General features: G+C 42.6%; 23 protein-coding genes. 12 read left to right on the plus strand and 11 right to left on the minus strand.

The features are described from left to right. Positions 1-33: 33 nt before the first annotated feature. Positions 34-519: a hypothetical protein gene (locus CZ809_RS17505; RefSeq protein WP_080158828.1), complete on the plus strand. Its 486-nt coding sequence runs from the start codon at positions 34-36 to the stop codon at positions 517-519. A gap of 347 nt (positions 520-866) precedes the next feature. Here the strand turns inward: CZ809_RS17505 and CZ809_RS17510 are convergent, their stop codons facing one another. The 4 genes from CZ809_RS17510 to hemC are packed head-to-tail and all read right to left on the minus strand — an operon-like array spanning position 867 to position 5047. Beyond that, a complete protein-coding gene (locus CZ809_RS17510) occupies positions 867-2054 on the minus strand; it encodes a heme biosynthesis HemY N-terminal domain-containing protein (protein WP_080158829.1) in 1188 nt (395 codons plus the stop codon). Further along, positions 2054-3352 carry a uroporphyrinogen-III C-methyltransferase gene (hemX, locus tag CZ809_RS17515; protein ID WP_080158830.1) on the minus strand — a complete coding sequence of 433 codons (1299 nt, stop codon included), beginning with the start codon at positions 3350-3352 and terminating at the stop codon, positions 2054-2056. Before hemX ends, CZ809_RS17510 begins: the two co-directional genes overlap by 1 nt. 13 nt (positions 3353-3365) lie before the next feature. Then, complete coding sequence (locus CZ809_RS17520) at positions 3366-4115, minus strand: uroporphyrinogen-III synthase (protein WP_080158831.1); 750 nt, start codon at positions 4113-4115, stop codon at positions 3366-3368. Further along, on the minus strand, positions 4115-5047 hold the full coding sequence (hemC, locus tag CZ809_RS17525; protein WP_080158894.1) for a hydroxymethylbilane synthase: 933 nt from the start codon (positions 5045-5047) through the stop codon (positions 4115-4117). The genes CZ809_RS17520 and hemC overlap by 1 nt, the downstream gene beginning before the upstream one ends. 396 nt (positions 5048-5443) lie before the next feature. On the opposite strand from hemC, the gene CZ809_RS17530 reads away from it, so the two are divergent. After that, positions 5444-8002 (plus strand): class I adenylate cyclase, encoded by a 2559-nt coding sequence (locus tag CZ809_RS17530; RefSeq protein WP_080158832.1) that lies wholly within the window; start codon positions 5444-5446, stop codon positions 8000-8002. An 80-nt stretch (positions 8003-8082) separates the two neighbouring features. Here the strand turns inward: CZ809_RS17530 and cyaY are convergent, their stop codons facing one another. Further along, entirely contained in the window at positions 8083-8394 is a 312-nt protein-coding gene (cyaY, locus tag CZ809_RS17535) for an iron donor protein CyaY (RefSeq protein ID WP_080158833.1), read from the minus strand. Between the two features lie 78 nt (positions 8395-8472). Here cyaY and lptM point away from each other — a divergent pair, with 78 nt between their 5' ends. From lptM to yigB, 5 genes are all read left to right on the plus strand, one after another. Then, on the plus strand, positions 8473-8589 hold the full coding sequence (gene lptM / locus CZ809_RS17540) for an LPS translocon maturation chaperone LptM (protein ID WP_080158834.1): 117 nt from the start codon (positions 8473-8475) through the stop codon (positions 8587-8589). Positions 8590-8652: 63 nt separating this feature from the next. After that, a complete protein-coding gene (gene lysA, locus CZ809_RS17545) occupies positions 8653-9903 on the plus strand; it encodes a diaminopimelate decarboxylase (protein ID WP_080158835.1) in 1251 nt (416 codons plus the stop codon). Positions 9904-9941: 38 nt separating this feature from the next. Then, positions 9942-10772, plus strand: a complete 831-nt coding sequence (dapF, locus tag CZ809_RS17550; RefSeq protein WP_080158836.1) for a diaminopimelate epimerase — start codon at positions 9942-9944, stop codon at positions 10770-10772. A 37-nt stretch (positions 10773-10809) separates the two neighbouring features. Beyond that, entirely contained in the window at positions 10810-11733 is a 924-nt protein-coding gene (gene xerC / locus CZ809_RS17555) for a tyrosine recombinase XerC (protein WP_144396206.1), read from the plus strand. 33 nt (positions 11734-11766) lie between these two features. Next, complete coding sequence (gene yigB, locus CZ809_RS17560; protein WP_080158838.1) at positions 11767-12495, plus strand: 5-amino-6-(5-phospho-D-ribitylamino)uracil phosphatase YigB; 729 nt, start codon at positions 11767-11769, stop codon at positions 12493-12495. Between the two features lie 52 nt (positions 12496-12547). Here yigB and CZ809_RS17565 read toward each other — a convergent pair whose 3' ends face one another. Genes CZ809_RS17565 through CZ809_RS17580 form a run of 4 tightly spaced genes read right to left on the minus strand, consistent with a single transcriptional unit; the run spans position 12548 to position 14917 of the window. After that, the gene (locus CZ809_RS17565) at positions 12548-13006 is read right to left on the minus strand and encodes a DoxX family protein (RefSeq protein ID WP_080158839.1); all 459 of its coding nucleotides are present in this window, start codon (positions 13004-13006) and stop codon (positions 12548-12550) included. Next, positions 12999-13799 carry an HvfC/BufC N-terminal domain-containing protein gene (locus CZ809_RS17570; protein WP_080158840.1) on the minus strand — a complete coding sequence of 267 codons (801 nt, stop codon included), beginning with the start codon at positions 13797-13799 and terminating at the stop codon, positions 12999-13001. Before CZ809_RS17570 ends, CZ809_RS17565 begins: the two co-directional genes overlap by 8 nt. Further along, entirely contained in the window at positions 13774-14667 is an 894-nt protein-coding gene (gene bufB, locus CZ809_RS17575) for an MNIO family bufferin maturase (protein ID WP_080158841.1), read from the minus strand. Before bufB ends, CZ809_RS17570 begins: the two co-directional genes overlap by 26 nt. Next, positions 14642-14917: a BufA1 family periplasmic bufferin-type metallophore gene (locus CZ809_RS17580; protein ID WP_080158842.1), complete on the minus strand. Its 276-nt coding sequence runs from the start codon at positions 14915-14917 to the stop codon at positions 14642-14644. The genes bufB and CZ809_RS17580 overlap by 26 nt, the downstream gene beginning before the upstream one ends. A 247-nt stretch (positions 14918-15164) precedes the next feature. Here CZ809_RS17580 and uvrD point away from each other — a divergent pair, with 247 nt between their 5' ends. After that, entirely contained in the window at positions 15165-17336 is a 2172-nt protein-coding gene (uvrD, locus tag CZ809_RS17585) for a DNA helicase II (protein WP_080158843.1), read from the plus strand. Between the two features lie 79 nt (positions 17337-17415). Here the strand turns inward: uvrD and ggt are convergent, their stop codons facing one another. After that, positions 17416-19140 carry a gamma-glutamyltransferase gene (gene ggt / locus CZ809_RS17590; protein ID WP_158258958.1) on the minus strand — a complete coding sequence of 575 codons (1725 nt, stop codon included), beginning with the start codon at positions 19138-19140 and terminating at the stop codon, positions 17416-17418. Positions 19141-19756: 616 nt separating this feature from the next. On the opposite strand from ggt, the gene recQ reads away from it, so the two are divergent. From recQ to CZ809_RS17610, 4 genes are all read left to right on the plus strand, one after another. Continuing rightward, positions 19757-21601 carry an ATP-dependent DNA helicase RecQ gene (recQ, locus tag CZ809_RS17595; protein ID WP_080158845.1) on the plus strand — a complete coding sequence of 615 codons (1845 nt, stop codon included), beginning with the start codon at positions 19757-19759 and terminating at the stop codon, positions 21599-21601. A gap of 12 nt (positions 21602-21613) precedes the next feature. Next, the gene (locus CZ809_RS17600) at positions 21614-21913 is read left to right on the plus strand and encodes a DUF3630 family protein (RefSeq protein ID WP_080158846.1); all 300 of its coding nucleotides are present in this window, start codon (positions 21614-21616) and stop codon (positions 21911-21913) included. A 106-nt stretch (positions 21914-22019) separates the two neighbouring features. Then, positions 22020-22742 carry a 7-cyano-7-deazaguanine/7-aminomethyl-7-deazaguanine transporter gene (locus CZ809_RS17605; RefSeq protein WP_080158847.1) on the plus strand — a complete coding sequence of 241 codons (723 nt, stop codon included), beginning with the start codon at positions 22020-22022 and terminating at the stop codon, positions 22740-22742. An 84-nt stretch (positions 22743-22826) separates the two neighbouring features. Next, on the plus strand, positions 22827-23270 hold the full coding sequence (locus CZ809_RS17610) for a GNAT family N-acetyltransferase (protein ID WP_080158848.1): 444 nt from the start codon (positions 22827-22829) through the stop codon (positions 23268-23270). A gap of 263 nt (positions 23271-23533) precedes the next feature. Here CZ809_RS17610 and elbB read toward each other — a convergent pair whose 3' ends face one another. Beyond that, positions 23534-24184 carry an isoprenoid biosynthesis glyoxalase ElbB gene (gene elbB, locus CZ809_RS17615; protein WP_080158849.1) on the minus strand — a complete coding sequence of 217 codons (651 nt, stop codon included), beginning with the start codon at positions 24182-24184 and terminating at the stop codon, positions 23534-23536. Between the last annotated feature and the right edge of the window lie 150 nt (positions 24185-24334).

Below are 24334 nucleotides of genomic sequence, written 5' to 3' on the forward strand. Positions count from 1 at the left end.
CGTGGAACTGGTTATTTGAGTGAGGGTCTGTTGATGGTTAAATCTTTATGTAAGTATCGTCGTGCTGAAATTGCCGATCAATTTGCGACGATCACTAAGATAGTCAGTGAACCAACATTTATTTGCGCGAGTTGCACCCGTGTGGCGAGTGATAAAAACTATTTATGTAAACCGAGCCGTTTAACCAATACGGTATCAGCAACAGCCGCAACATTGACACCAATGCCAACACCCACGCCGATGATGACGTTGGCGGCCTCAACTGCGCCGACTTCTGATACGATCAATGTGCACCAATTACCGATGCCAACTGCGGTGGGGCAAAGTCGAATTGAGATGGTAACCATTGTTGAACAAGCTGAGGTGCTTGAACAGCCCGATAGGTTGTTAGAACAAACGGAAAAATTGAAAAAATTAGCTAAGAAAAAAAATAAACTCTTAAAAAAAGCGGCTAAAGCGGTGAAGAAGTTTGATAAGCAATTACGTAAAACAAAGCAAACGCTTGGGTTAACATCCTGATTTAGCGTTCACTGCATTATGATCACCAATAAAAAAGCCTCCCTAGGGAGGCTTTTTTATTAGTATTTGTTTATTAATCAGCGTGTTTAATTAATACAGCCATCATAACGCCAACAATCACAGACACAACAATACCTGAAACAATGATCCAAGGAAGCATATCCATAACAGTTATCCAAATGTTAAATAAAAAGGGTAGAGTGGCTATTGAATCGTGTTTGTTGGTTGGGAGCAATGGGGTAGATATACCTTGTAATGGCTGTTTACATATAGAAACATGTTAATGCTAAAACTGTTATCCAGACGAAAAAAAAGCGCCACTAAGGCGCTTTTTTCAGATTTAAAATTTAAGCTTGATCAGGTTTTGCTAATTGCAGTGCTTGACGAGAAACTTCAGCGGCAGCTTGTTTATCGCCAAGTTGCTCAAGCGTCGCTACCAGATGAGCATAATCGGTGACGTCTGGACGTAACGCGATCGCTTTTTCTAGGTGCTCTTTAGCCGGTTGCCATTGTTGATCAGCCATTAACATCTGTCCCAATGCACTTTGTAGGGTTGGATTATTACCGTTGTTGGCTAATAAATCTTGTAGGCTCACAATGGCTGGGTGACGATCTGGCAGTGTTAATTGTGGCATTAAGCTAATTAGCGCCTGCTCAGGGTTTTTCTTAACAGCATCACGCAAGATAGGGAAGGCATCTGCATCAGCATGGCGAACCATCATCTGTTTAACAAAGCACGCGACTAGCGCTGGATTGTGTTTGTCTTTACGGTTGAGGCTGTTCCAGTAACCCATTAAACCATCACTGCCATTTTGTTGGCTAAGATGGTGCATTTGACCACATTGCGCTTGCACGTCGAGTTGAGCAGCTTCTGCGGCAGTGATGACATCTGCTTTAGTCAATTGGGGTAGCAATACTTGCAGTGCTTTCCAATCTTCTAATTGCAAGTAACACTGCTTTAGTAGGCTTAGTATCATTGGATTACGCGGGCTAGTTGGCTGTACATCTTGCAATGTTGCAAGGGCCTGTTCAAATTGTTGTTGACGAATTTGAAGCTTAGCGCGAGTCAGTGCGACAGCAAGGCTTTCAGTATCTTGCTCAGCTGCGAGTTGTAAGTATTGATCTCGCTGTTGAGTTTTACCCAGTCCTTGTGCAGCTTCTGCAGCAGCTAAGTAGTTTAGAATTGGCGCATCGCTAAATTTTGCTGATTTAGACAGCATTTTTTCAGCTGCTTTCCAATCACCTTCGGCAACTTTCAATAGGCCTTCTGCGGTATTGCGACGTGCATTGCGAACTTGGCGACCGCTGAACCAACCACGGGTTGAGCTACCAAAAGAAAACAAGCGACGTAAAATAAATTCAAGTACAAAGAAAATCGCAACGATGGCAATCGCAACGATAATCAGTGTTGTTAAACTCATTTCAATGGTTTGATTGGCAAACGAGATCAATACATAACCTTGGTGGCCTGCAAGATCAGGGCTGACAATGATACCGGCAATCAGAGCGATGACCAATAACAACAATTTAACCATTATTTAGTCTCCTCTTTAGTGGTGTAAGTCACTACCGCTTTGTTATCGGTTGCTGTGTTTTCAGCTGCGGTTGCTTGTTGGATTTGTTTCTCAACCACTTTCTTCACCGCAGGTGCAGCATTTTTAACTGCCGCTGGTGCTGCTTTTGCGGCAACAGGTTCGCTAAGGGCGGTCATTTTATTGCGTAACACTTTATTCACGAGTTGGGTGATCAAAGCTTGTGATTGCAATTTAGCTGGGTAATCAACGGCAACATTTTGTTGTTCTAGTTGTTGTAGACCAGCAATGAAGCTTTGTGTTTTTGGTGATGACAAGTCGTAGTACTGTTGTGACCACTTGATCGCCGTTGCAATTGAATCACGGTAAACTTGGCCTTGGTCGCGATATACTGCGGCGATAGCTGTCTCAAGTTTGTTGGTGATATTTTGCTGCAGGTAGAAATCTTGTTGCGGTGATAGTAACGGTACAACACTGCCATCACGCTTACGGTAAGTAATGAAATTTTCACTAAAGTTTTTAAGTGAGGTCATTAAATTGTTTTTCCAATCATTAACCGATTGGCTAACGGTTGGATTTTGCTGTGGTTCTGCTTTAGCTAATACGGCATTGGCTAACGGTAAGCTATCAATGCTATTTTCAAGGCTGTTAAGACGCAATACGATGCCATCACGATCAACCACCGTGATTGATTTTAACGCAGTAATATCATTACTCATTGCCTGGCGCAGATTTTTAAGGCTTGGATCATTGAGTTCTGCAATGCGGTGATCAGCGGCTTCAAGTAATAGTGTAGCGCTGGTAACGTCATGCTCTAGCCATAGTTTACGGCCTGCCATTTTAACTAAATAATCGGCTTCAGCTAATAGCCAATCGTTAGGCTCTTGGCCTTTTAAATCTGCAATGGCTGTTTGAATTGAATCAATCGATTTTTGCTGTTGGCTAATGCCTTGCTCAACTTTCTGCTGGGCAGTGCTAAGCTCGTTATTGACCATTGAAATGGTTTGCTGTTGGTCAGCTTGCATTGCAGCTTTCATGGTCGCAATTTGTTGTTGTAAGGCGGCAACTTGCTGCTGTTGTTGTAAACCTTGCTGGTGGCCGTGGTAGTAAAGACCACCGCCTAGTGCTAATACTAATGCGATAGCAACCCAACCCGTTTTACTGCCTGATTTTTTTTGTTTAGCGGCCGTAGGCGCTGCTTTGGTCGAGTTTGAAGTACTATTTTTTGAGGCATTAACAGCAGGCTTGTCTTTAGTTACTGGCGCTGCTGTTTGGTTTGTGTTGATTTTTTTGTCTGTCATCCTAATTATTCCATTAGCTTACGTTGCTTTTTAGGAACGTGAATAACGCCTGATTAGCGGCGCTTCCCACGGTGGAAATATGTTTGTAGCCAAGTGTCGATGCTTGGTCTGCGATTCGTCGACTTGGTACGAAAAGGTGGCAATTATAAAGCCAAGCCAAATCTTCAGTTGGAATTAATCCCGTTAAGTATATTAATTGTTCACTGCTTGTGACAACTAGAGCGTGAATTTGCTGTTGTTGCCACTGTTGAGCTAATCGTGTTGCATCGAGAGTCAGCCAGTTGCGTTGATAAGTTTCGCAATAACTGACTTGGGCCTGACGAGCGGTTAATGCTTGATAGATTAATTCGCGGCCACCATTGCCTCGTAAGATTAAGACTCGGCGTTGACGAATATTCGCAAGTTCAGGTAAGGCTAATAGTGCTTCACTATCATGCTGACCTTGTGGTGAACTCACGGGTTGCTGGCAGGCTTGTGCTAACGCTGCCGCGGTCTTATCGCCAACGGCTATATAATGCATGTTTTTTGGCCATTCTGCACCTTGTGATGTCAAGTAATCAGTCGCAAAGCGCACCGCATGATAGCTAACTGCGATGATGTAGTCACCTGGTTGCAGTTGTTGAATTTGTTCTATTAATTTATTTATATATTTTCCTTGCTGAACCTCAAGCAAAGGTTGAGCAATAGCGCTGATCGCCACTTGATTAAGTTGTGCGGCCAATTGATCGCATTCTGGTGCAGGACGGGTGATCAGCACGGTCATTAGGCGTTACCGTATAAGCGATCAAGGATCTCTTTAGCACCGTTAGCTAACAATTCATCCGCTAAGGTTAGACCTAATTGTTCTGCATTTTCAATTGGGCCGCTAATTTCAGCACGAACAATGATGCTACCATCAGGTTCTCCGACAAGTGCACGTAACCAAATTGTGTCGTCTTGTAATTCGGCATAGCTACCAATAGGCACTTGGCAACCACCTTGAAGGCGATTATTCATCGCTCGCTCACATAAAACGCGCGTTGCTGTTGGTTGATGATTGAGTGGTGCAAGCAGTTGGCGTACGCGTTGGTCATCCAAGCGACACTCAATACCTACTGCGCCTTGACCGACTGCTGGGAGGCTAGTTTCAGGGGCAATTTCACAGCGAATACGATCATTCATTTTCAGGCGTTTTAGGCCAGCAGTTGCTAAAATGATGGCGTCATATTGGCCTTCATCAAGCTTACGTAAACGAGTATTCACGTTACCGCGCAAATCGTTAACGATTAAATCGGGACGTTGAGATCGAAGCTGACACTGGCGGCGTAAGCTGGAGGTACCAACAATCGCACCTTGGGGTAAATCATCAATTGAATCGTAGTTGTTTGATACAAAAGCATCACGTGGATCTTCGCGCTTACAGATAGTCACTAAGCCAAGACCTTCGGGGAACTCCACGGGTACATCTTTCATTGAGTGCACCGCGATATCCGCGCGACCTTCTAGCATTGCGATTTCAAGTTCTTTGACAAAGAGGCCTTTACCCCCCACTTTTGCTAAAGGCGTATCTAAAATAATGTCGCCTTTTGTTACCATTGGTAATAGCTCAACAACGAGCCCAGGATGAGCTTGTTCTAGTTCAGCTTTGACAAATTCTGCTTGCCACATAGCTAATGGGCTTTTACGTGTCGCAATGCGAATCGGTTGAGTTGTCATCATAGTAAAGAGGGTCCGTTAACCAAGGTTATTATTTTTTCTGTCGAGTATCGTACCACTACCTAAGCATGGATGATAATTCGTGTATTGCGGTTCCTGATTCCAAGCGTTATTGTGTAGCTAATGGGACGAGAAAATGTGATATTTATCGCAATAAGTCGTTGCTCAGTTACTAATTACAGCTTCAGTATTGGTTGTTCGTTACTGAGACGATTTAACGTCTTACTATTATGGATGAATCATAGACAGTTGTTATTGGCCATGCATGGCATTATCTTTACCGTAGGTATTAAAAATGATACATTGATCACGTTTTTTTCTCATTTTGAATAAAATTTACGCTATTAATGTCAAACTGCGGGCCGCACTAACACTGCTAGCTCTTGGAAGAGTAATTTGCAAAATTATATCAAGACGCTAAAAGGTAGACTGGACTCACTGACTGAGCTTCGCATTGAACGTGCGCGGTTGGCCATGAGTGAACCGTCGGTACAGATTTTTGATCTGTTGCCTGTCTTATTACATTATAACCACCCAGCCTTGCCCGGGTATCTTGATCAACAAGTACCGCAGGGAATTGCGCATTTTGTCGCCACTGACGTGCAACAGCAATTTATTAATGATTGTGCACGCGCGACACTGATGCCCGTGGATCCGATCGTGGTTGCTGATGCTGACTGCCCAATTACCGGCCTTTATGCCATGGGTAGTACTTCTTCTATGGGGCAAAGTCTCACCAGCGATCTTGACATTTGGGTGTGCATTCCCACCTCATTAAACTGTCAAAGCCGAGAAGCACTCGACAGTAAATGTAGCTTGGTTTCTAAATGGGCGATGGAACAAGGGGTTGAAGCTAACTTCTTTTTGATCGACGAAAACCGTTTCCGCGACAATTTTTCTGAAGCCATGACAGGTGAAAACTGTGGCTCAAGTCAGCATTTATTACTTCTTGATGAATTCTACCGTTCTGCAGTATGTCTAGCAGGTTTACCTTTATTATGGTTTATGGTGCCACCAGAGATGGAAGAGTGCTATGACCAATATATCGATGATCTAGTTGCGAAAGGCTATATTGAGCGTGACCAATGGATTGATTTTGGTGGCTTGATGCGTATTCCTGCCGAAGAATATTTTGGTTCTAGTTTATGGCAGCTCTACAAAAGTATCGACTCGCCCTATAAATCGGTATTAAAAGCGATTTTGCTTGAAGCCTATTCATGGGAATACCCGCATACACAATTATTAAGCCTTGATGGTAAGCGCCGTTTCTTTGCCGAAGATCGCAGTGAATACTGTATGGATGCTTATTATTTGATGCTTGAAAAAGTGACCCGTTATTTAGAGCGTATTGATGATCATCGTCGACTCGATTTAGTTCGTCGCTGTTTCTATCTTAAAACCCATGAGAAATTAACCCGTAAACCGACGTCAGGTTCTGTGGAGTGGCGTCGACAGGCATTACAGCATTTAACCGAGCAATGGCAGTGGTCGACAGAGGTTGTTGCGGCGCTTGATAATCGCCGTAATTGGAAAGTCACCCAAGTTAAGCAAGCGCATAATGAATTACTTGATGCATTGATGCTCAGTTATCGAAATCTGATTCGTTTTGCTCGGCGCAATGATATTACTTCGGCGATTAGCCCTGAAGATATCAGTATTCTGGCGCGTAAATTATATGCTGCGTTTGAGGTTCTGCCTGGAAAAGTGACCTTATTAAATCCACAAATATCACCGGATTTACATGAGCCTGATCTGAGTTTTATTCAAGTTCCTGAAGGGCGAACCAATACTGCGGGTTGGTATTTATATAAGCAGCCGATAGAAGCTAAATATATTTTAGGCCAGCCATCATTAGAGCATAACCGCTACTTATCGAAATTAGTCGCGTGGAGCTATTTTAATGGTTTGCTAACAGAATCGACCCATTTGCACACCGTGGCACGTAATGCTGATATGGATTTGGATAAGCTGTATCAATTGGTGAGTGATATTCGTAATACCTTTCCAATTCGTCGTCCACATCCAGGTTTACAAGCATTATCAAGCCCGTGTGAGATTCGTCAATTAGGGTTGTTTGTTAATTTAGAAAACGACCCAACGACGGAACTGAAAAATCGATCGGTACGGTTTGATTTTAAAACCACTGATATTTTTAGTTATGGACCAGAACAGAAATGTTTAGTTGGCAGTGTTGATTTGGTTTACCGTAATTCGTGGAATGAAGTACGAACCCTAAATTTCAGTGGTAATTATGCGATGCTGGATGCGTTGAAAACCATGCTCGGTAAAATGCACCACGATGCGATTCCACCAGAAGCGATTGATGTGTTCTGCTATAGCAAACATATGCGGGGGTTAATTCGTAACGTGGTCTATCAATTGGTGGCTGAGTGTATTGAAATGCGCTTAAAACCCGTTGAAGAAGAAAAACGACGTCGTTTTAAAGCGGTGCATATGGCTGATGAAACCTATGGTTTGTTCTTTGAACGCCGTGGTGTTTCTGTACAGCGATTGGAAAATTCAGTCGATTTTTATAGCTGTATTTCATCGAATAAAGTCAGTGATATTCCTAAAGTGGTGATGGGTAAAACCGATGAGCCGCATCCACCGGAAATTGTTGATGCTTATGCCAGTGAAGGGTTGATTCAGTTCTTTTTTGAAGATTGTGAGCAAGGTTTTAATATCTACATTTTAGATGAAACCAATCAAATGGAAGTGTATCGCCAATGCAATGGCAATAAAGATGAGATGGTGCATGGTGTAAACCGTTTTTATACCTCATCGCAAGATCGTTTTAGTTATAGTGCTAATTTTATTAACTTTAATTTACCTCAGTTTTACGATATCGCACATAACGACAAAGGTGAGCTACAAGTATTGCCGTTTAAGAGTGGCCAAGTGTCTCGCCGTCAGGATAATACTGAATCGACAAATAATGGCATTAGCTTTAATTAATCTTATTGTTTGTACTGTATCGAAAAAAAAGCCTTCATTATTGAAGGCTTTTTTTATGGCTGTAATGCAACAAAAGCGTATTACCAAGTGACAGTCTCACCTGCATGTAAGCTGCATTCTTGTTTTAATAGCGCAAATAATTCGGTATTGCTACGAGTACAACGCCATTCATTACCAGTGTATTTAAAGTGGTAACCACCTGATTTTGAAGCTAACCATAGTTCGTGTAATGGTTCTTGGCGGTTAATCACAATTTGACTACGGTTGGCAAATTCAAGTGTAAGCACGTTGCCAGTGGTTTCTGGTTCAATATCAACACCGGATTCATCGATGCCTTCTTCGATCTGCATTAGAGCGAGATCGGCCAGTTGGTGGAATTCAGTATCATTCATCCTATTGCGTCCTATTGCTTTTCTTGTTCTTGGTGCGATTATAGAGGTCATTGGACGGATAATCACTGGCTTTGAATTATGCATAAAGGTTTATTAGCAATTTTGGTCTTAGGATCGTTAATTTTAGCTGGCTGTGGCCAAAGTGGCCCACTTTACATGCCAAAAGACGCACCACAACAACATCAGCCACAATAATAAGTTAGCTGCGATGGTGATTGCGTCGCAGTTTAATCGTCAACCAGACAGGGAAGGACAACATTGGATTATTTTAATTACCAGTCAGATGGGCAATTATGGGCGGAAGACGTCGCATTGGCCAAGTTAGCAACACAATATGGCACTCCGCTGTATGTGTACTCACGAGCAACGTTAGAACGCCATTGGCATGCCTTTGATCAAGCGGTTGCGACCCATCCACATTTGATTTGTTATGCGGTAAAAGCAAACTCTAACCTTGGGGTATTAAATGTCCTTGCACAGTTAGGTTCTGGGTTTGATATCGTGTCTTTGGGTGAGTTAGAACGTGTTTTAGCAGCGGGCGGCGATCCGGCTAAAGTGGTTTTTTCTGGCGTGGGTAAAACAGCGCAAGAAATGCAACGTGCACTTGAGCTGGGAATTAAATGTTTTAATGTTGAATCTGAGCCTGAATTAGATAGGTTAAATTATGTGGCGGGTCAATTAGGGAAAATTGCCCCGATCTCATTACGCATTAACCCAGATGTTGATGCTAATACTCATCCTTATATTTCAACGGGTTTGCGCGATAATAAATTTGGTATTGCGCGTGAACGTGCACTGGACGTTTACCAATTAGCGCACCAATTACCGTATCTTAATGTGGTCGGTATGGATTGCCATATAGGCTCTCAGTTGACGGAAGTGAAACCTTTTATTGATGCAACTGAACGGTTGTTAGCATTAGTTGATGAGTTAAAATTAGCTGGAATTGAGATTAAACATTTGGATCTCGGTGGTGGCTTAGGGGTGACATATAACGATGAACAACCCCCATTACCCGCAGAGTATGCGACCGCATTGTTATCTCGTTTGGCGGCTTATCCTGAACTTGAATTAATTTTTGAGCCAGGACGAGCGATTGCTGCGAATGCGGGTGTATTGCTGACCAAAGTGGAATTTTTAAAGCATACTGAATATAAAAACTTTGCCATTGTTGATGCGGCGATGAATGATTTAATTCGGCCGACATTATATTCCGCTTGGCAAGATATTGTGCCAGTGATCCCACGTCAGGGTGAGCGTCAGTGTTATGATTTAGTGGGGCCTATTTGTGAAACCGGTGATTTTATTGGTAAAGATCGTCATTTATGCTTAGCGCCAAATGACTTACTTGCGGTAAGGTCTGCGGGTGCTTATGGTTTCGTGATGGCATCTAATTATAATTCTCGCCCTCGTGTTGCTGAAGTGATGGTTGATGGTGAGCAAGTACATTTAGTGCGTGCTCGTGAAACGTTAGACCAACTTTGGCAGCATGAATATCTCGTTGAATGATTGTCGTCGCAACTGATGCTTAATAATTAAGGAACATCATGCAGATTAACTTCTCCAAAATGCATGGGCTCGGCAATGACTTTGTTGTTGTAGATTGTGTAACACAAAATGTATTTTTTTCACCGGATGCGATTCGCCGTTTAGCGGATCGTCATCGTGGGATCGGTTTTGACCAATTATTGGTGGTTGAACCGCCTTATGATCCTGAAACGGACTTTCATTACCGTATTTTTAATGCTGATGGTAGTGAAGTCGAACAATGTGGCAATGGCGCCCGTTGTTTTGCTCGCTTTGTTTCAATGAAAGGTTTAACCAACAAATACCATATTTCCGTGAGTACTAAAGCAGGAAAAATGATATTGAAGTTGGAAAGTGACGGCCAAGTTACGGTTAACATGGGCGCCCCTAATTTTGAACCCGCTAAAATTCCGATGCGAGCGAAACAGGCAGAAAAAACCTATTTATTGCGTGTTGGTGAACAAACGTTATTTTGTGGTGCTGTCAGCATGGGTAACCCACACTGTGTCACGATTGTCGATAGTGTGGCGACAGCTGCGGTTGAAAAGCTGGGGCCATTACTGGAATCTCATGAACGTTTCCCTGAGCGAGTGAACGCAGGTTTCATGGAAGTGATTGATCGCGGCACCGTGAAATTACGTGTTTATGAACGTGGTGCGGGTGAAACTCAGGCTTGTGGCAGTGGTGCTTGTGCCGCTGTTGCTGTTGGTCGTAGCCAAGGTTTACTCGATGAAAATGTTAAAGTCTGCTTACCGGGTGGTGATTTATATATTCGCTGGGCAGGTGAAGGCAAACCGTTATTTATGACCGGTCCCGTTGCCCATGTGTTTGATGGCCAATTTATTCAATAATGATCTTTAACGAGGGTCATTGTTATCAATGACACTCATGATCGAGGTTTATGTGAATACGCTTCCCCAAAGTTTTGAACAACCTCTGGCTCGTTTTTATGAATATTTGCGTAGTGAACGTGAACTGAGTTTGCACACGCAACAGAACTATAAACGTCAATTAACTTGTATTGCAGAACAATTGCTAGAGCTAGGGGTTGAAAACTGGCAGCAAGTTGATGCGGGCTGGGTGCGCCAAATAGCCAGTAAAGGTATGCGTAGTGGTCTTAAAGCCAGTAGTTTAGCAATGCGGTTGTCAGCTTTACGCAGTTTTTTTGATTATATGGTGCATCAGCAACTATTGCCGGCCAACCCAGCTAAAGGCGTGGCTGCACCACGCAAAGCACGTCCGTTACCCAAAAACCTTGATGTTGATGAAATGAATCAATTACTTGAGGTTAAGGATGACGATCCATTAGCGATTCGTGATCGCGCGATGATGGAATTAATGTATGGTGCCGGATTACGTTTATCGGAATTGGTTAATTTGAATGTCCGTGATATTAGCTTAACTAAAGGTGATTTGCGGGTTATTGGTAAAGGCGATAAAGAACGGGTTGTGCCTTTTTCAGGTTTGGCGCGTGAGTGGGTAGCGAATTGGCTCAAGTTGCGTGACAATATTGCCCACGCTGATGAAACAGGGTTATTTGTGTCTAAACTCGGCCATCGCATTTCAAACCGTAATGTACAAAAAAGAATGGCAGAATGGGGCCAGAAACAGGCCGTATCTAGTCATATTAATCCGCATAAATTACGGCATAGTTTTGCAACCCACATGTTGGAATCTAGTGGTGATTTACGTGCTGTACAAGAGTTATTGGGTCATGCAAACTTGACCACCACTCAAATTTATACCCATCTTGATTTTCAGCATTTAGCCAAAGTCTATGATGCTGCTCACCCACGCGCGAAACGCCGTTAGTGTTTTATCGCGTGTTCACTCTCAGGAACTCCCATGCAGTTTTATCGTCAGTTAGGCCAGATTAACGCCCTTACTTTTGATCTTGATGACACCTTGTATGATAACCATCCGGTGATCGTGCGTGCAGAACAAGCGATGTTTGATTGGTTAGCACAGCTATTACCCGCGTCAATGGTGATCAGCCGTGATGATTGGCAACGCTTAAAACAACAACTTGCTGCGGTTGATTCTAGTTTGAGTCATGATGTCAGTGCGTGGCGTTATGAAGCGTTAAAAATTAACTTTATGCAGTTGGGATGGCGGCTTAAAGATGCTGAATTAGCGGCCCGCCAAGGGTTAGATTTGGTGCTAGTTGAGCGCAACAAAGTTGATGTTCCCGCTGAAACTCACCGTGTGTTGGCATTGTTGAGTGCTAAAGTTCCGTTGGTCGGGATCACTAATGGTAATGTCGATCCGCAACAGATTGGTTTGGCCGATTATTTTAGTGCTATTTACCAAGCAGGACGCGATGGGTTAGCTAAGCCGAAAGCTGATTTATTTACCTGTGCGATTAATCATTTAAATATTCCGGCTGAGCAAATTTTGCATGTTGGTGATCATTTACATACAGATGTTTTTGGTGCCAAACAACAGGGTTTACAAGCTTGTTGGTATAACGACCAGTCGCGAGTATTAACGTCGACCCCGAGTAATTGTTTACCTGATATTGAAATTAGTGCGCTTGCTGAATTATTACCATTAGTCGGCTTAACGACAGAGTAAATGTCCACGATTTAGCACCCAGTGCGATTAGCCTTGTTGGGTGCTTAGCCGTTTACGGTATGATATTGCTATTTCGATAATGCTGACTTATCCAGTGATCGACTGAGAGTTTACCTGCGCCCCAGAATATAGTAACTAATAACATCATTCCCCATAATTGGTGATCATAAAACCCTTGCGGCCATAAAGCAGGGTATGACACTACCGCAATAATATTAAAACCAAATAATAGTATGGCCATCGGCCGTGCGAATAGTCCAAGTACTAAAAAAATCGGCACTATTAATTCAATCGCTGTTCCACTATAGGCCGCCCATTGCCAAGGTAAGACAGGCACCTGATATTCGTATTCAAATAAATACAGGGTGCTATCCCAACTACCATATTTGATCAGTCCTGATTTAAAGAACGCAATGGCAACCCAGACGCGACTAAAAAGTAACAGTAATGGTTGCAGCGGTTGTACGAGTTGTTGAAAAAAAGTGTCGATGGTACGAATAAAATTAATCATCACTATTAACCTTACGAATATCGTCAATTAAGTGGTGGTGTAATAACTGTGGTAGTAGATCTAATTGCGTTGTTGTTAACGCGGTAATTGGACGTTGCTGCTGACAATCAGTGACTAAAGTGACTAATTCTGGCGTGACATGCTGCTGCCAAATTTGCCATTGGTAATGTTGCATCAGGGCGGTTTGCGGCTGATTAATATCCAGCGTTGCTAATAATTGGTGTTGATCTGAATGCGGATGGTTAACGATTTCCCACAGTGACACCACCGCATATTGGCTGCTAAAGGTGTCGGTTGAGGTTGGAATATGAAAATAATATTGCTGTGAAGTAATAGAATTGGCTTGATGTTCAAGTTGACGTAATTTTTGCAGTGGTAAGTTGCCAGCGTGGCAAGCTAAACGGCTGACACAATCGCGTTGCCATTCTAGCCGTGCGAGATCAACTAAATAAGGCAGAGTGGAAACCAATGTTGGTTGAGCGGCGATAGTATCGCTAAAGTGAGCACCATAAATAGTGACATCCCCTTGTGATAACGGATGATTAAGTATGTGCTGTCGCGCGAGGTGGTTGAAACAATCATCACCAACCATGGCGCTAACGGTAGCATAGACAGCTGCCAGAACATCGGTTAAGCCAATAATAAAATTATTACAGTACAGTTGTAGTCGTTGCTCTGCACTGAAATGGTCATTGACGATAGTGGTGGTTAAATCATGCGGTTGATAATGCAATGCCGCCGCAAACTGATGTTGTAATTGCTGCAAATTAGGCGTGGTTGCAGATGATGGCATTGGCTAGCTCCTTATCGATAATGGCTTGAGCCTTATCGGCTTCAGCCAATAATATTGCCAAGGGTGGAATATCTGCATCCCATTCAATTAATGTTGGCGTCTCACTACCATGACAGTGAACCCACTGTTGATATAAGAGCCACACTTCATCACTGATGGGTTGGCTATGCGTATCAATCCAGATTTCACCTTGAGGCAGTTGTTTACGAATAAAGCCCGCAAGATGTATCTCTTGCACTACTGCAGGATTAATAGCCGCTAAATAAGTTTGGCAATCAAAACCATGGTTAAAACTGCTGACATAAATATTGTTTAAATCTAATAACAACCCACAGTCTGTTCGTTGTTGCACGGCCATTAAAAATTCCCACTCTGGAATGGTTGAGTGTTGAAACTGTAAATAGCTTGATGGGTTTTCAATTAACATTGGCCGTTGAAGTACATCTTGAACTTGAATCACTTTATCGCAAAAATTATTGAGGGCTTCTTCGGTATAAGGTAATGGTAAGAGATCATTAAAATAGTGACCATCAACTGAACTCCAACTGAGATGATCTGAAATTAAGAACGGCTCTGTTTCAGTAACTAATTGTTTGAGTTGTTGTAAATGCTGAATATTAAGTGGATCGGCGGATCCTAATGACAGCCCAATACCATGACAGCTAATCGGATAATGAGGCTGTAATTGGCGTAGTTGTTGGCGTGCTAATGAATGGGGGTTGAAATAGTTTTCACTGTGGATTTCCAGCCAGCCCAGTTGTGGCCGTTGAGTGATCATTTCAATAATATGAGGTGAGCGTAAGCCCACCCCAATTGATTGCTGGGATGAAAAGTCCACCAAGTTATGCTTCCTCAGTTGATCCGCCATGGAGGCGATCACATAACCCTTTTGGAACGACTACAAACGCATCTTTCTGAGCATCTTCTTTAGCCGAGCCTGCGCAAGAGCTGGTTTTAGTAGCGCAGTCATTTTTACCCGCTTTACTGACGCCATAACATTTTTCTTTAGCCATTTTTTTTCCCATTTCGTCAGCGACGGCGGTTGTTGAAGCTAATGTTCCTGCTAACGCAATTAATCCAGTCATTGCTGATGCTAAGGCTATATTGGTCTTTTTCATGATAGTTCCTTGATTATGATTGAGTGTTGGTTTGCTACGCGTTGGTATTTTTTTAATGGCGTTAATGCGCCTTCAGAATAATAGACAGGGTAACCACGATATTTATTACACTGGAATGTTAATTATTTTAGTGTTGATGTTGTTTTTATGTTTCTGGTTTTTGCGAAAATCGATACAAAGATATCGAAGCAATCTTTATCGGGGCTGGTATAATCGTCACCATTGTATAAATAACCAGTAGATAGCGATGGACGTTTCACTTCTATTAGATGGCCTCAATGACAAACAACGCGAGGCGGTGGCTGCGCCGTTGGGTAATCACCTAGTATTGGCGGGAGCAGGTAGCGGTAAAACCCGTGTGCTAGTGCATCGCATTGCTTGGTTGTTGGCGGTTGAACAAGCATCACCGTACTCGATTATGTCGGTCACATTTACTAATAAAGCGGCCGCAGAAATGCGTGGTCGAATTAATGAATTAATGCACGGCTCAAGTGCAGGTATGTGGAATGGCACCTTCCATGGTTTATGTCATCGCATGTTACGCGCCCACTATTTGGATGCGCGCCTACCTGAAGATTTTAATATTCTTGATTCTGATGATCAGATGCGGTTATTACGCCGCTTGATTAAAGCGCAGAATTTAGATGAAAAGCATTGGCCTGCCCGTCAAGGTGCGTGGTATATCAACGGCAAGAAAGATGAAGGCTTACGCCCGCAGCACGTTGAAACCTATAATGATCCGGTTGAGCAAACGTGGTTACGTATCTATACCGCTTACCAAGAAGCCTGTGATCGTGCGGGGATGGTTGATTTTGCCGAGTTATTACTGCGCTCGTTTGAGTTATTACGCGATAACAAACATATTCGTGAACATTACCAAGCACGCTTTAAACATATTTTGGTGGATGAGTTTCAAGACACCAACAATATTCAATTTGCATGGCTAAGGTTAATGGCGGGTCCTGATTGTCATGTGATGATCGTCGGTGATGATGACCAATCTATTTATGGTTGGCGTGGCGCACAAGTTGAAAATATTCAGCGTTTTTTAAATGATTTTAATAACGCATCCTCAATATTTTTAGAACAGAACTACCGCTCGACTGCCAATATTCTTAATGCTGCCAATGAATTAATTGCCAATAATACTGCTCGTATGGGTAAGAATTTATGGACTGAAGATGGCGATGGCGAGCCAATTTCTTTGTATTCTGCTTTTAATGAACTCGATGAAGCCCGCTTTGCTGTTGGTAAAATTAAAGAGTGGCGTGAACAAGGGGGAAGCCTCAGTGATACCGCCTTCTTATACCGCAGTAATGCGCAATCGCGAGTATTAGAAGAAGCCTTAATTCAAGCGGGCATGCCATACCGTATTTATGGCGGCATGCGCTTCTTTGAACGCCAAGAAATTAAAGATGCGTTGTCTTATTTGCGTTTAATTGCTAACCGTAATGATGATGCTTCGTTTGAGCGGGTGGTTAATACACCGACGCGTGGTTTGGGTGATCGCACTTTAGAGACGATTCGTTTAGCAGCACGTGATCGCGGTTTAACCATGTGGCAATCAAGTCTAGCGCTATTAGATGAAAAAGTGCTAGCGGGACGCGCGGCAAATGCATTACAGCGTTTTATCGAATTAATTAATGCCTTAGAAGACGATACCGCTGAATTGCCAATGTACCAACAGACGGATGATGTCATTCGTCACTCTGGTTTGCGGGCAATGTATGAGCAAGAAAAAGGCGAAAAAGCGCAAGCACGAATTGAGAACTTAGAAGAATTAGTCACTGCAACCCGTCAGTTTGAAATTCCAGAAGAAGCCGCTGAAATGAGTCCATTATCTGCTTTCTTAGCCCATGCGGCTTTAGAAGCGGGTGACGGTCAAGCGGATGCCTTTGAAGATGCGGTGCAATTGATGACCATGCACAGTGCTAAAGGTCTAGAATTTCCGATTGTCTTTATGGTGGGGGTTGAAGAAGGGATGTTCCCAAGCTCACGTACCATTGAAGAAGCGGATCGGTTAGAAGAAGAACGTCGCTTGTGTTATGTCGGCATGACACGAGCAATGAAGAAACTGTATATCACTTATGCTGAAATGCGCCGCTTATATGGTAAAGATAACTTCCATAAACCGTCGCGTTTTATTCGTGAAATTCCTGAGCAATATGTTGAGGAAGTACGAATGAAGGCGCAGGTATCACGTCCGGTGAGCAGTGGCCGTTTTAGCCAAACTCAAGTGAATAATAATTTCAATGAGACAGGTTTTAGTCTAGGACAGCGGGTGCAGCATGCTAAATTTGGTGAAGGCACAATAATTAACTTTGAAGGTAGTGGCGCCCAAAGTCGAGTGCAAGTCGCCTTTAATGGTGAAGGGATTAAGTGGCTAGTGACCCAATACGCGAAGTTAACCGCCCTATAATATCTTTAGAATAAATAAGCCCGCCAGTGATGACCTATATGGTTAATCATTGGTGGGCTTTTTTTATGTGTTGAGGTTGCTATTGAGCGATGACCTTACCTTCGCGACGCGGATCAGCGGCACCAATTAACTGTTTTGGCGCAATACTGATCGCTTGAATACCCGAGTTAAGATCTTTGACTGCGGTTTTATAACCTAATTGTTCAAACTTAGGCGCCCATGCTGCGGCTGAGGTATTTTGCTCAAGCTCAAAGGGACCAAAGCGATTATTGATGTTAGGTAAGTTAATGGCTTGCTGTAAATCCATTCCCCAATCAATGTAAGCCACTAAGGTTTTAGCAATATAACCAATAATTTGACTGCCGCCAGGTGAGCCAATGGCTAACACCGGTTGATTATTATGCATCACAATTGTCGGTGCCATTGACGAGCGTGGTCTTTTGCCCGGTTCAATTCGATTTGCTATCGGTTGACCATCAATGTGGCTGCGAAATGAAAAGTCGGTTAATTCATTATTAAGTAAGAAGCCACCGACCATTAACCGTGAACCAAAACTGTTTTCAATGGTAGAGGTCATAGAGACCACATTTCCTTGGCGATCGACTATCGCAAAATGGGTGGTTGACGGTAATTCAATGGCTTCATCGGTCGTTTGAAGGTTGGCATGATCCCATGGTGGTGATCCTGCATCGACGGTGGTTAATTTTTTATTAGTGGCTAACAATTGTGCCCGCTGATGAATGTAAGCCGCATCAAGTAAGCCTTTGGTTGGCATCGGTACATAATCACTGTCGGCCATATAACGGCCGCGATCAGCAAACGCTAATCGAGATGCATCACCAATTAAGCGCCAACTATTAATATCCTTAGCGCCCATTTTAGCTAATGGGTAATGATTGAGCATCGCCATTATTTGGCCAAGCGTTAATGCGCCAGAACTGGGTGGTCCCATACCACAAATTTGATATTGGTGATAAGGCGCGCAGATTGGTGCCCGTTGTTTAACCTTATAACTGGCTAAATCAATGCTACTGAGGACACCGGGATTACCAACGGCATTTTGGACGGTATTAACAATTTCGCGTGCAATGTCGCCTTGATAAAATGCTTTTGGGCCATAATCAGCAATTTTACGCAGGGTATCGGCATAAGGTTGATTAATTAATTTTTGGCCCGCTTGAATCGGTTGACCTTGGGGATCAAAAAAATAATTTTTAGTGACAGGCCAGCGTTGCAAGTGTGTGGCATCTTTCGCGACTAATGCAGCTAAACGAGGGCTAACAATAAAGCCATTTTTAGCCAGTTTGATGGCCGGTTGAAACAGTTGTTTCCACTTTAATTTTCCGTATTGGTGATGACTATTCCACAATAATTTTATCGTACCAGGTGTACCGACAGATCGGCCCCCGACAACCGCGTCATAAAATGCTAAGGGCTGCCCATTTTTGTCCTGAAATAAGCGTGGCGTGACCGCAAACGGTGCGGTTTCACGACCATCAAAGGTCGTCATTTGGTGGTTGTCGTTATCCCAATACACTAAAAAACCACCGCCACCAATACCGGATGATTGTGGTTCAACCAAGCCTAAAACTAATTGGGTGGCAACCATCGCATCAATGGCATTCCCTCCTCGACGCAACATTGCCGCTCCAGCTTCACTGGCATAGTGATTCGCACTAGCAATCATCCATTGTTTACCTTGGACTAATTGTGATGGCTGTTGAGCGACGCTGGTTTCAGGAATAATATTATCACTCAGCTGTTGCGCGGAAACGGTAAAGATCGGAACTGCGCAACTGCACATGGTGGCAAAACGTAATAGTGTTGACGTGATTTTGAGCATAACAGATCCTTGTAATCAGCAACGCAAAAGAGGGGGGACGCTATGTAGTCTTTTAATGTGATTAATGATGGCAGAAAAACCCCCGTATATCTCATTATTTTTAAAAATTATTAGTGATATTTTAATTAAAGATGTCGGTTTTAATGAATTACAGCCGTTGTTATGACTGTAACTAAATAAATACCCAAGATAACTTAAGTAATAAACCGTTAAATGTTGAGGTTAATGTAGCCGTTGTTGAATAACTGACCGATGACAAATAAGTAAATGAGTAAATAGTGATGGTTTTATTTTCTTATTAATTATCTAGTTAATTAATATATTGATAGCGGTAGTCGAAAAAGTAGAACAAGAGAACACGCTAAAATGGATAAAATTAGCAGCAACTAAGGATTGAGGCCGAAAAGGGTATTGATAACGGTTAGTGTGCTGCTGTTTTCGGTGTGGTTATATAGCTGGGCTCTCGCTGAATATGTGTTTTTAGTATGAGAGTGTGATCAGCAAAGCGAGGGGCTAACTCGCATCTACTACTCATTTAGGTATAGAATGGCAGCCCTGTTTAGCGAAGAGTCTTACCATGTCTGTTGTTGTTCCTTTGCCCGTGACGCCATCATTATTATCTAGCCAAGAAATTTTGCAGGATGTGTTTGGCTATCAAGAATTTAGGCAAGGCCAACAAGCAGTGATTGAAGCGATCACTGCGGGTAATGACTGTTTGGTGATTATGCCCACTGGTGGCGGTAAATCTCTGTGCTATCAAATTCCGGCGTTAATGCTGTCGGGATTAACCTTGGTGATCTCACCGCTAATTTCGTTAATGAAAGATCAAGTCGACCAATTGAATGCCAATGGTGTCAGTGCTGGTTGTATTCACTCAGCAATGTCGCGTGAAGAGATTCAAGCGACGTTTGATGCGATGCAAAATGGCGAGTTGCAATTAGTTTATGCTTCACCTGAACGGGTGTTAATGCGGGATTTTATTGAACGGTTGCAGCAACTGGATTTAACGATGGTGGCAGTGGATGAGGCCCACTGTGTTTCTCAATGGGGACATGATTTTCGACCAGAATATGCAGCATTAGGGCTACTAAAACAGCAATTTTCACCGTTGCCTGTGATGGCGTTAACGGCGACGGCTGATGACGCAACACGACAAGACATTATTAGTCGCTTGGGGTTAACCGATCCTCATTGTTATTTAGGCAGTTTTGATCGACCTAATATTCGCTATACCCTCTGGGAAAAACATAAACCGTTAACGCAATTAAGCCGCTATTTGGCGACGGTGCGCGGTCAGTGCGGGATTATTTATTGTAATAGCCGCAAGAAAGTGGAACAGATTAGCGAAAAATTGTGTGAAAGTGGCATTCGTGCCGCGGCGTATCATGCGGGCATGGAGTATCAACAACGCAGCGCTGTTCAAGAGGCTTTTCAGCGAGATGATATTCACGTGGTTGTGGCGACGGTCGCATTTGGGATGGGAATTAATAAACCCAATGTGCGGTTTGTGGTCCATTTTGATATTCCGCGCAACATTGAATCGTATTATCAAGAAACAGGACGAGCAGGACGCGATGGTTTACCTGCTGAAGCGCTGCTGCTTTATGATCCTGCCGATTTAGCGTGGTTACGCCGTTGTGTTGATGAAAAACCTCATGATGCACAGCGTGAGGTGGAATTACATAAATTACATGCGATGGGAGCTTTTGCTCAAGCGCAAAGTTGTCGTCGCCAAGTGTTATTACATTATTTTGGTGAAGATCAACGTCAACCTTGTGGGAACTGCGATGTGTGCCTTGATCCCCCGCAACAATTTGATGCCGTTGAAGCCGCTCAAAAAGCCTTATCCTGTGTATACCGTGTGAATCAGAATTTTGGTATTACCTATGTTATTGATGTTTTACGAGGTATGCAAAATCAACGTATTCGTGAATATGGCCATGATAAATTAACCACTTATGGTATTGGACGTGACTATAGCCATGAATATTGGGTGAGTATTTTACGCCAATTAATTCATCGCGGTTTTTTAACTCAAAATATTAGCCGCAATTCGGTGTTACAACTCACCGAGCAAGCGCGACCATTATTACGTGCTGAAATGGCGTTATCATTGGCGGTGCCACGGCTTGATACTGCGGTTCGTAGCAGTAAAGTAGATCGAATGGCCAATCGTCAGTATGACAAAAAATTATTTGCCAAGTTACGTAAGTTACGCAAAGCCATTGCTGATGAGGAAGATATTCCACCTTATGTGGTCTTTAATGATGCCAGTTTAATGGAAATGGCAGAACGATTACCCAGTTCAAAAGGTGAATTTTTAGCGATTAATGGGGTTGGCCAGCGTAAGTTAGAAAAATTTGGCATCGTATTTTTACAATTGATTGGTGATCATTTAATGGCGGTCGATGAACATAACTAATGGAAGCTAATAATGGATTATGATTTTAGTCAAACGGAAATAAATATTGAGCAAGGCACGTTAGCGATAACGCTTCCTTTGTTTGAGTTTGATAATTTTCCAGCGGTCGCTAAGGTATTGTTGCAGCGCCTAGATGCAATATTAATAGAGCAAGAGCCAAGTGCCGACCTTCAACAATGGCTAATTGATGTTGAAGGCTGCCAGTTATTACTTAAAGCTGAATATTACAGTGCATCGATGTGGTTGGAGTTACTGACCTTAAATGACATTGAGCATTTAATTTTTATTCAACAGTTATTGTCTCACTACTAGGCAAATAAATGCTGTGCTGTATAATCGCCGCCCTGGTGTTGCTGGTGGTTACCACTGGCAATGAAAATGTTTGGGTTCCCTCCCCCCAATGACAAAAAGGTCTTTCATGACTGCTTTATCCAAATCCAACGCAACAACATCTAATGTAACAACAACTGTTTTTTCTGCAGCCCAACAGCACAAGGCATTATCATATTTGGTTGCGTTTCATTTGTTAGTGATCGCCTCCAGTAATTATTTAGTCCAATTACCGTTTACTATTTTTGGTTATCACACCACTTGGGGTGCGTTTACCTTTCCGTTTATTTTTCTCGCGACTGACCTGACGGTACGCATTTTTGGTGCTGGTATGGCACGAAAAATTATTTGGCGGGTAATGGCGCCAGCACTAATTGTGTCGTATGTGTTATCTGTGCTTTTTTTTCAAGGCCAATATCAAGGCTTTGCTCATTTGGCCGAATTCAATCTTTTTGTTGCCCGTATTGCGATCGCGAGTTTTATGGCGTACCTATTAGGGCAAATATTGGATGTGTCGGTGTTTAATCGCCTGCGCCAAATGAAACAATGGTGGATCGCACCGACTGCGTCGACCATTATTGGTAATGCGCTTGATACACTCGCTTTTTTCAGTATTGCGTTTTATCACAGCCCAGATGCATTTATGGCTCAAAATTGGACTGAAATTGCGCTGGTGGATTACAGCTTTAAATTAATTATTAGTTTGGGTTTATTTGTACCTTTATATGGGGTACTGCTTAATTATTTAATTAATAAGCTAACCACATTAAAACAATCATCACTGCCGAATACGGCAAGCGTGATTAAATAGCGATGATTGATTTGTAGAATAAAGAATAAATCGGCTGTGGCCGATTTTTTTTACGTTTTTTAAGTCAATAAAGGGATGCTAATAATGACTGAAATAGTGGTGCGGATTGGAACGGTAGATGAAGCGGTTACCGTATTGGCAGGGATTAATGAATTAAGCTCTGGTGTTGATGCTACGACGATACGGCAACGATTTTCTCATCAGCCAGCGTTGATTTTGGTGGCTGAATATCAACAACAATTAGTTGGTGTGAAAATTGGTTATGCTTTATCTGATCACGTTTTTTATAGCTGGCTTGGGGGAGTATTAGCCTGTGGACGTGGACTGGGTATTGCTCAAAAATTATTAGAAGCCCAAGAAGCATGGGTAGTGGCACAATCACAATATACGGTGATTAACGTTAAATCACGTAACTGTTTTCCAGCGATGTTACGGCTATTGTTTAGAAATGGCTATGCTATTGAAAATATGGAAAAGAAAGGGCAATTACGTGATTATCGATTATGTTTTACCAAGAAGGTTAACTAACAGTTTTTATTCCAAATGAAAATTATTCTCAATTAAGTGTTGCAACTTAGTTGAGAATGGTTATTATTAACGGGCTTTCAAACAACAGAGAAACCCCTTTTTCTGTTGCTTGGGCACGACATTGCTCACATTGCTTCCAGTGTACTTCAGCTTGGTAATGGTGCTTAGTGTAGGGCTAAAAACCGATTACTACTTCTGCTGAGCGACGCATCACACAGTGCGTCGCTTTTTCTTTTTTAAGTGGTTAGTTTTTATTATGTCGCTTAGGCTAATTTTATTAACTCTCGTACCAGTTTATTAATCCCTGTTGCCGCTTCACTGATATTGGTTGCCAACATATAAGCCGGCGTAGTTAATAGACGTCGTTTCTGATCCAATACAAAATCATCAACAGGGCACTGAATATGCTCACCCCCCATGGCGTTAAATGCGGCTGCGGTGTCAGGATCATCACCGATCGTAGCCTTTGCGCCTGGGCCATAGATCTGTGGGATCAATGTTGGTGCAATACATAAATAGCCTGCAGGCTTATTGGCTTGAGCAAAAGCTTGGCAGGCCAGTTTAACGTCTTCATTGATCTGACATGCACTGCCATGAAGGGCAAAATCAGATAAATTGTTAGCAACACCAAATCCGCCAGGAACCAGTAGTGCATCGTAGTCATTAATGTTTAATTGAGTGACATTTGAAATATTGCCACGTGCAATTCGTGCTGATTCGATTAAAACATTACGAGTTTCATGACTCACCTGACCGTTAAGGTGATTAATGACTTGGTGTTGATCGATGTTAGGAGCAAAGCAGTGCCAGCTTGCTCCTTGTTGCTCAATCGCCAATAAAGCTAATACCGCTTCATGGATCTCGGTTCCATCAAATACACCAGAACCGCTTAAAATTACCGCAATTTTCTTCATAATGGCATCCTAACTAATCAAATAGACTTATATTGTTGTTATTATTGGCTTGGTTAAGATTATCTAGCTAAGGTTGTCCACAATCAATGATCAATATGGGATCGAGGATCTAATTTAAGCTTTCTTATTAAGTATATGAAAATAAATACA

Source organism: Photobacterium piscicola (genome assembly GCF_900166965.1).
Taxonomy (GTDB): domain Bacteria; phylum Pseudomonadota; class Gammaproteobacteria; order Enterobacterales; family Vibrionaceae; genus Photobacterium; species Photobacterium piscicola.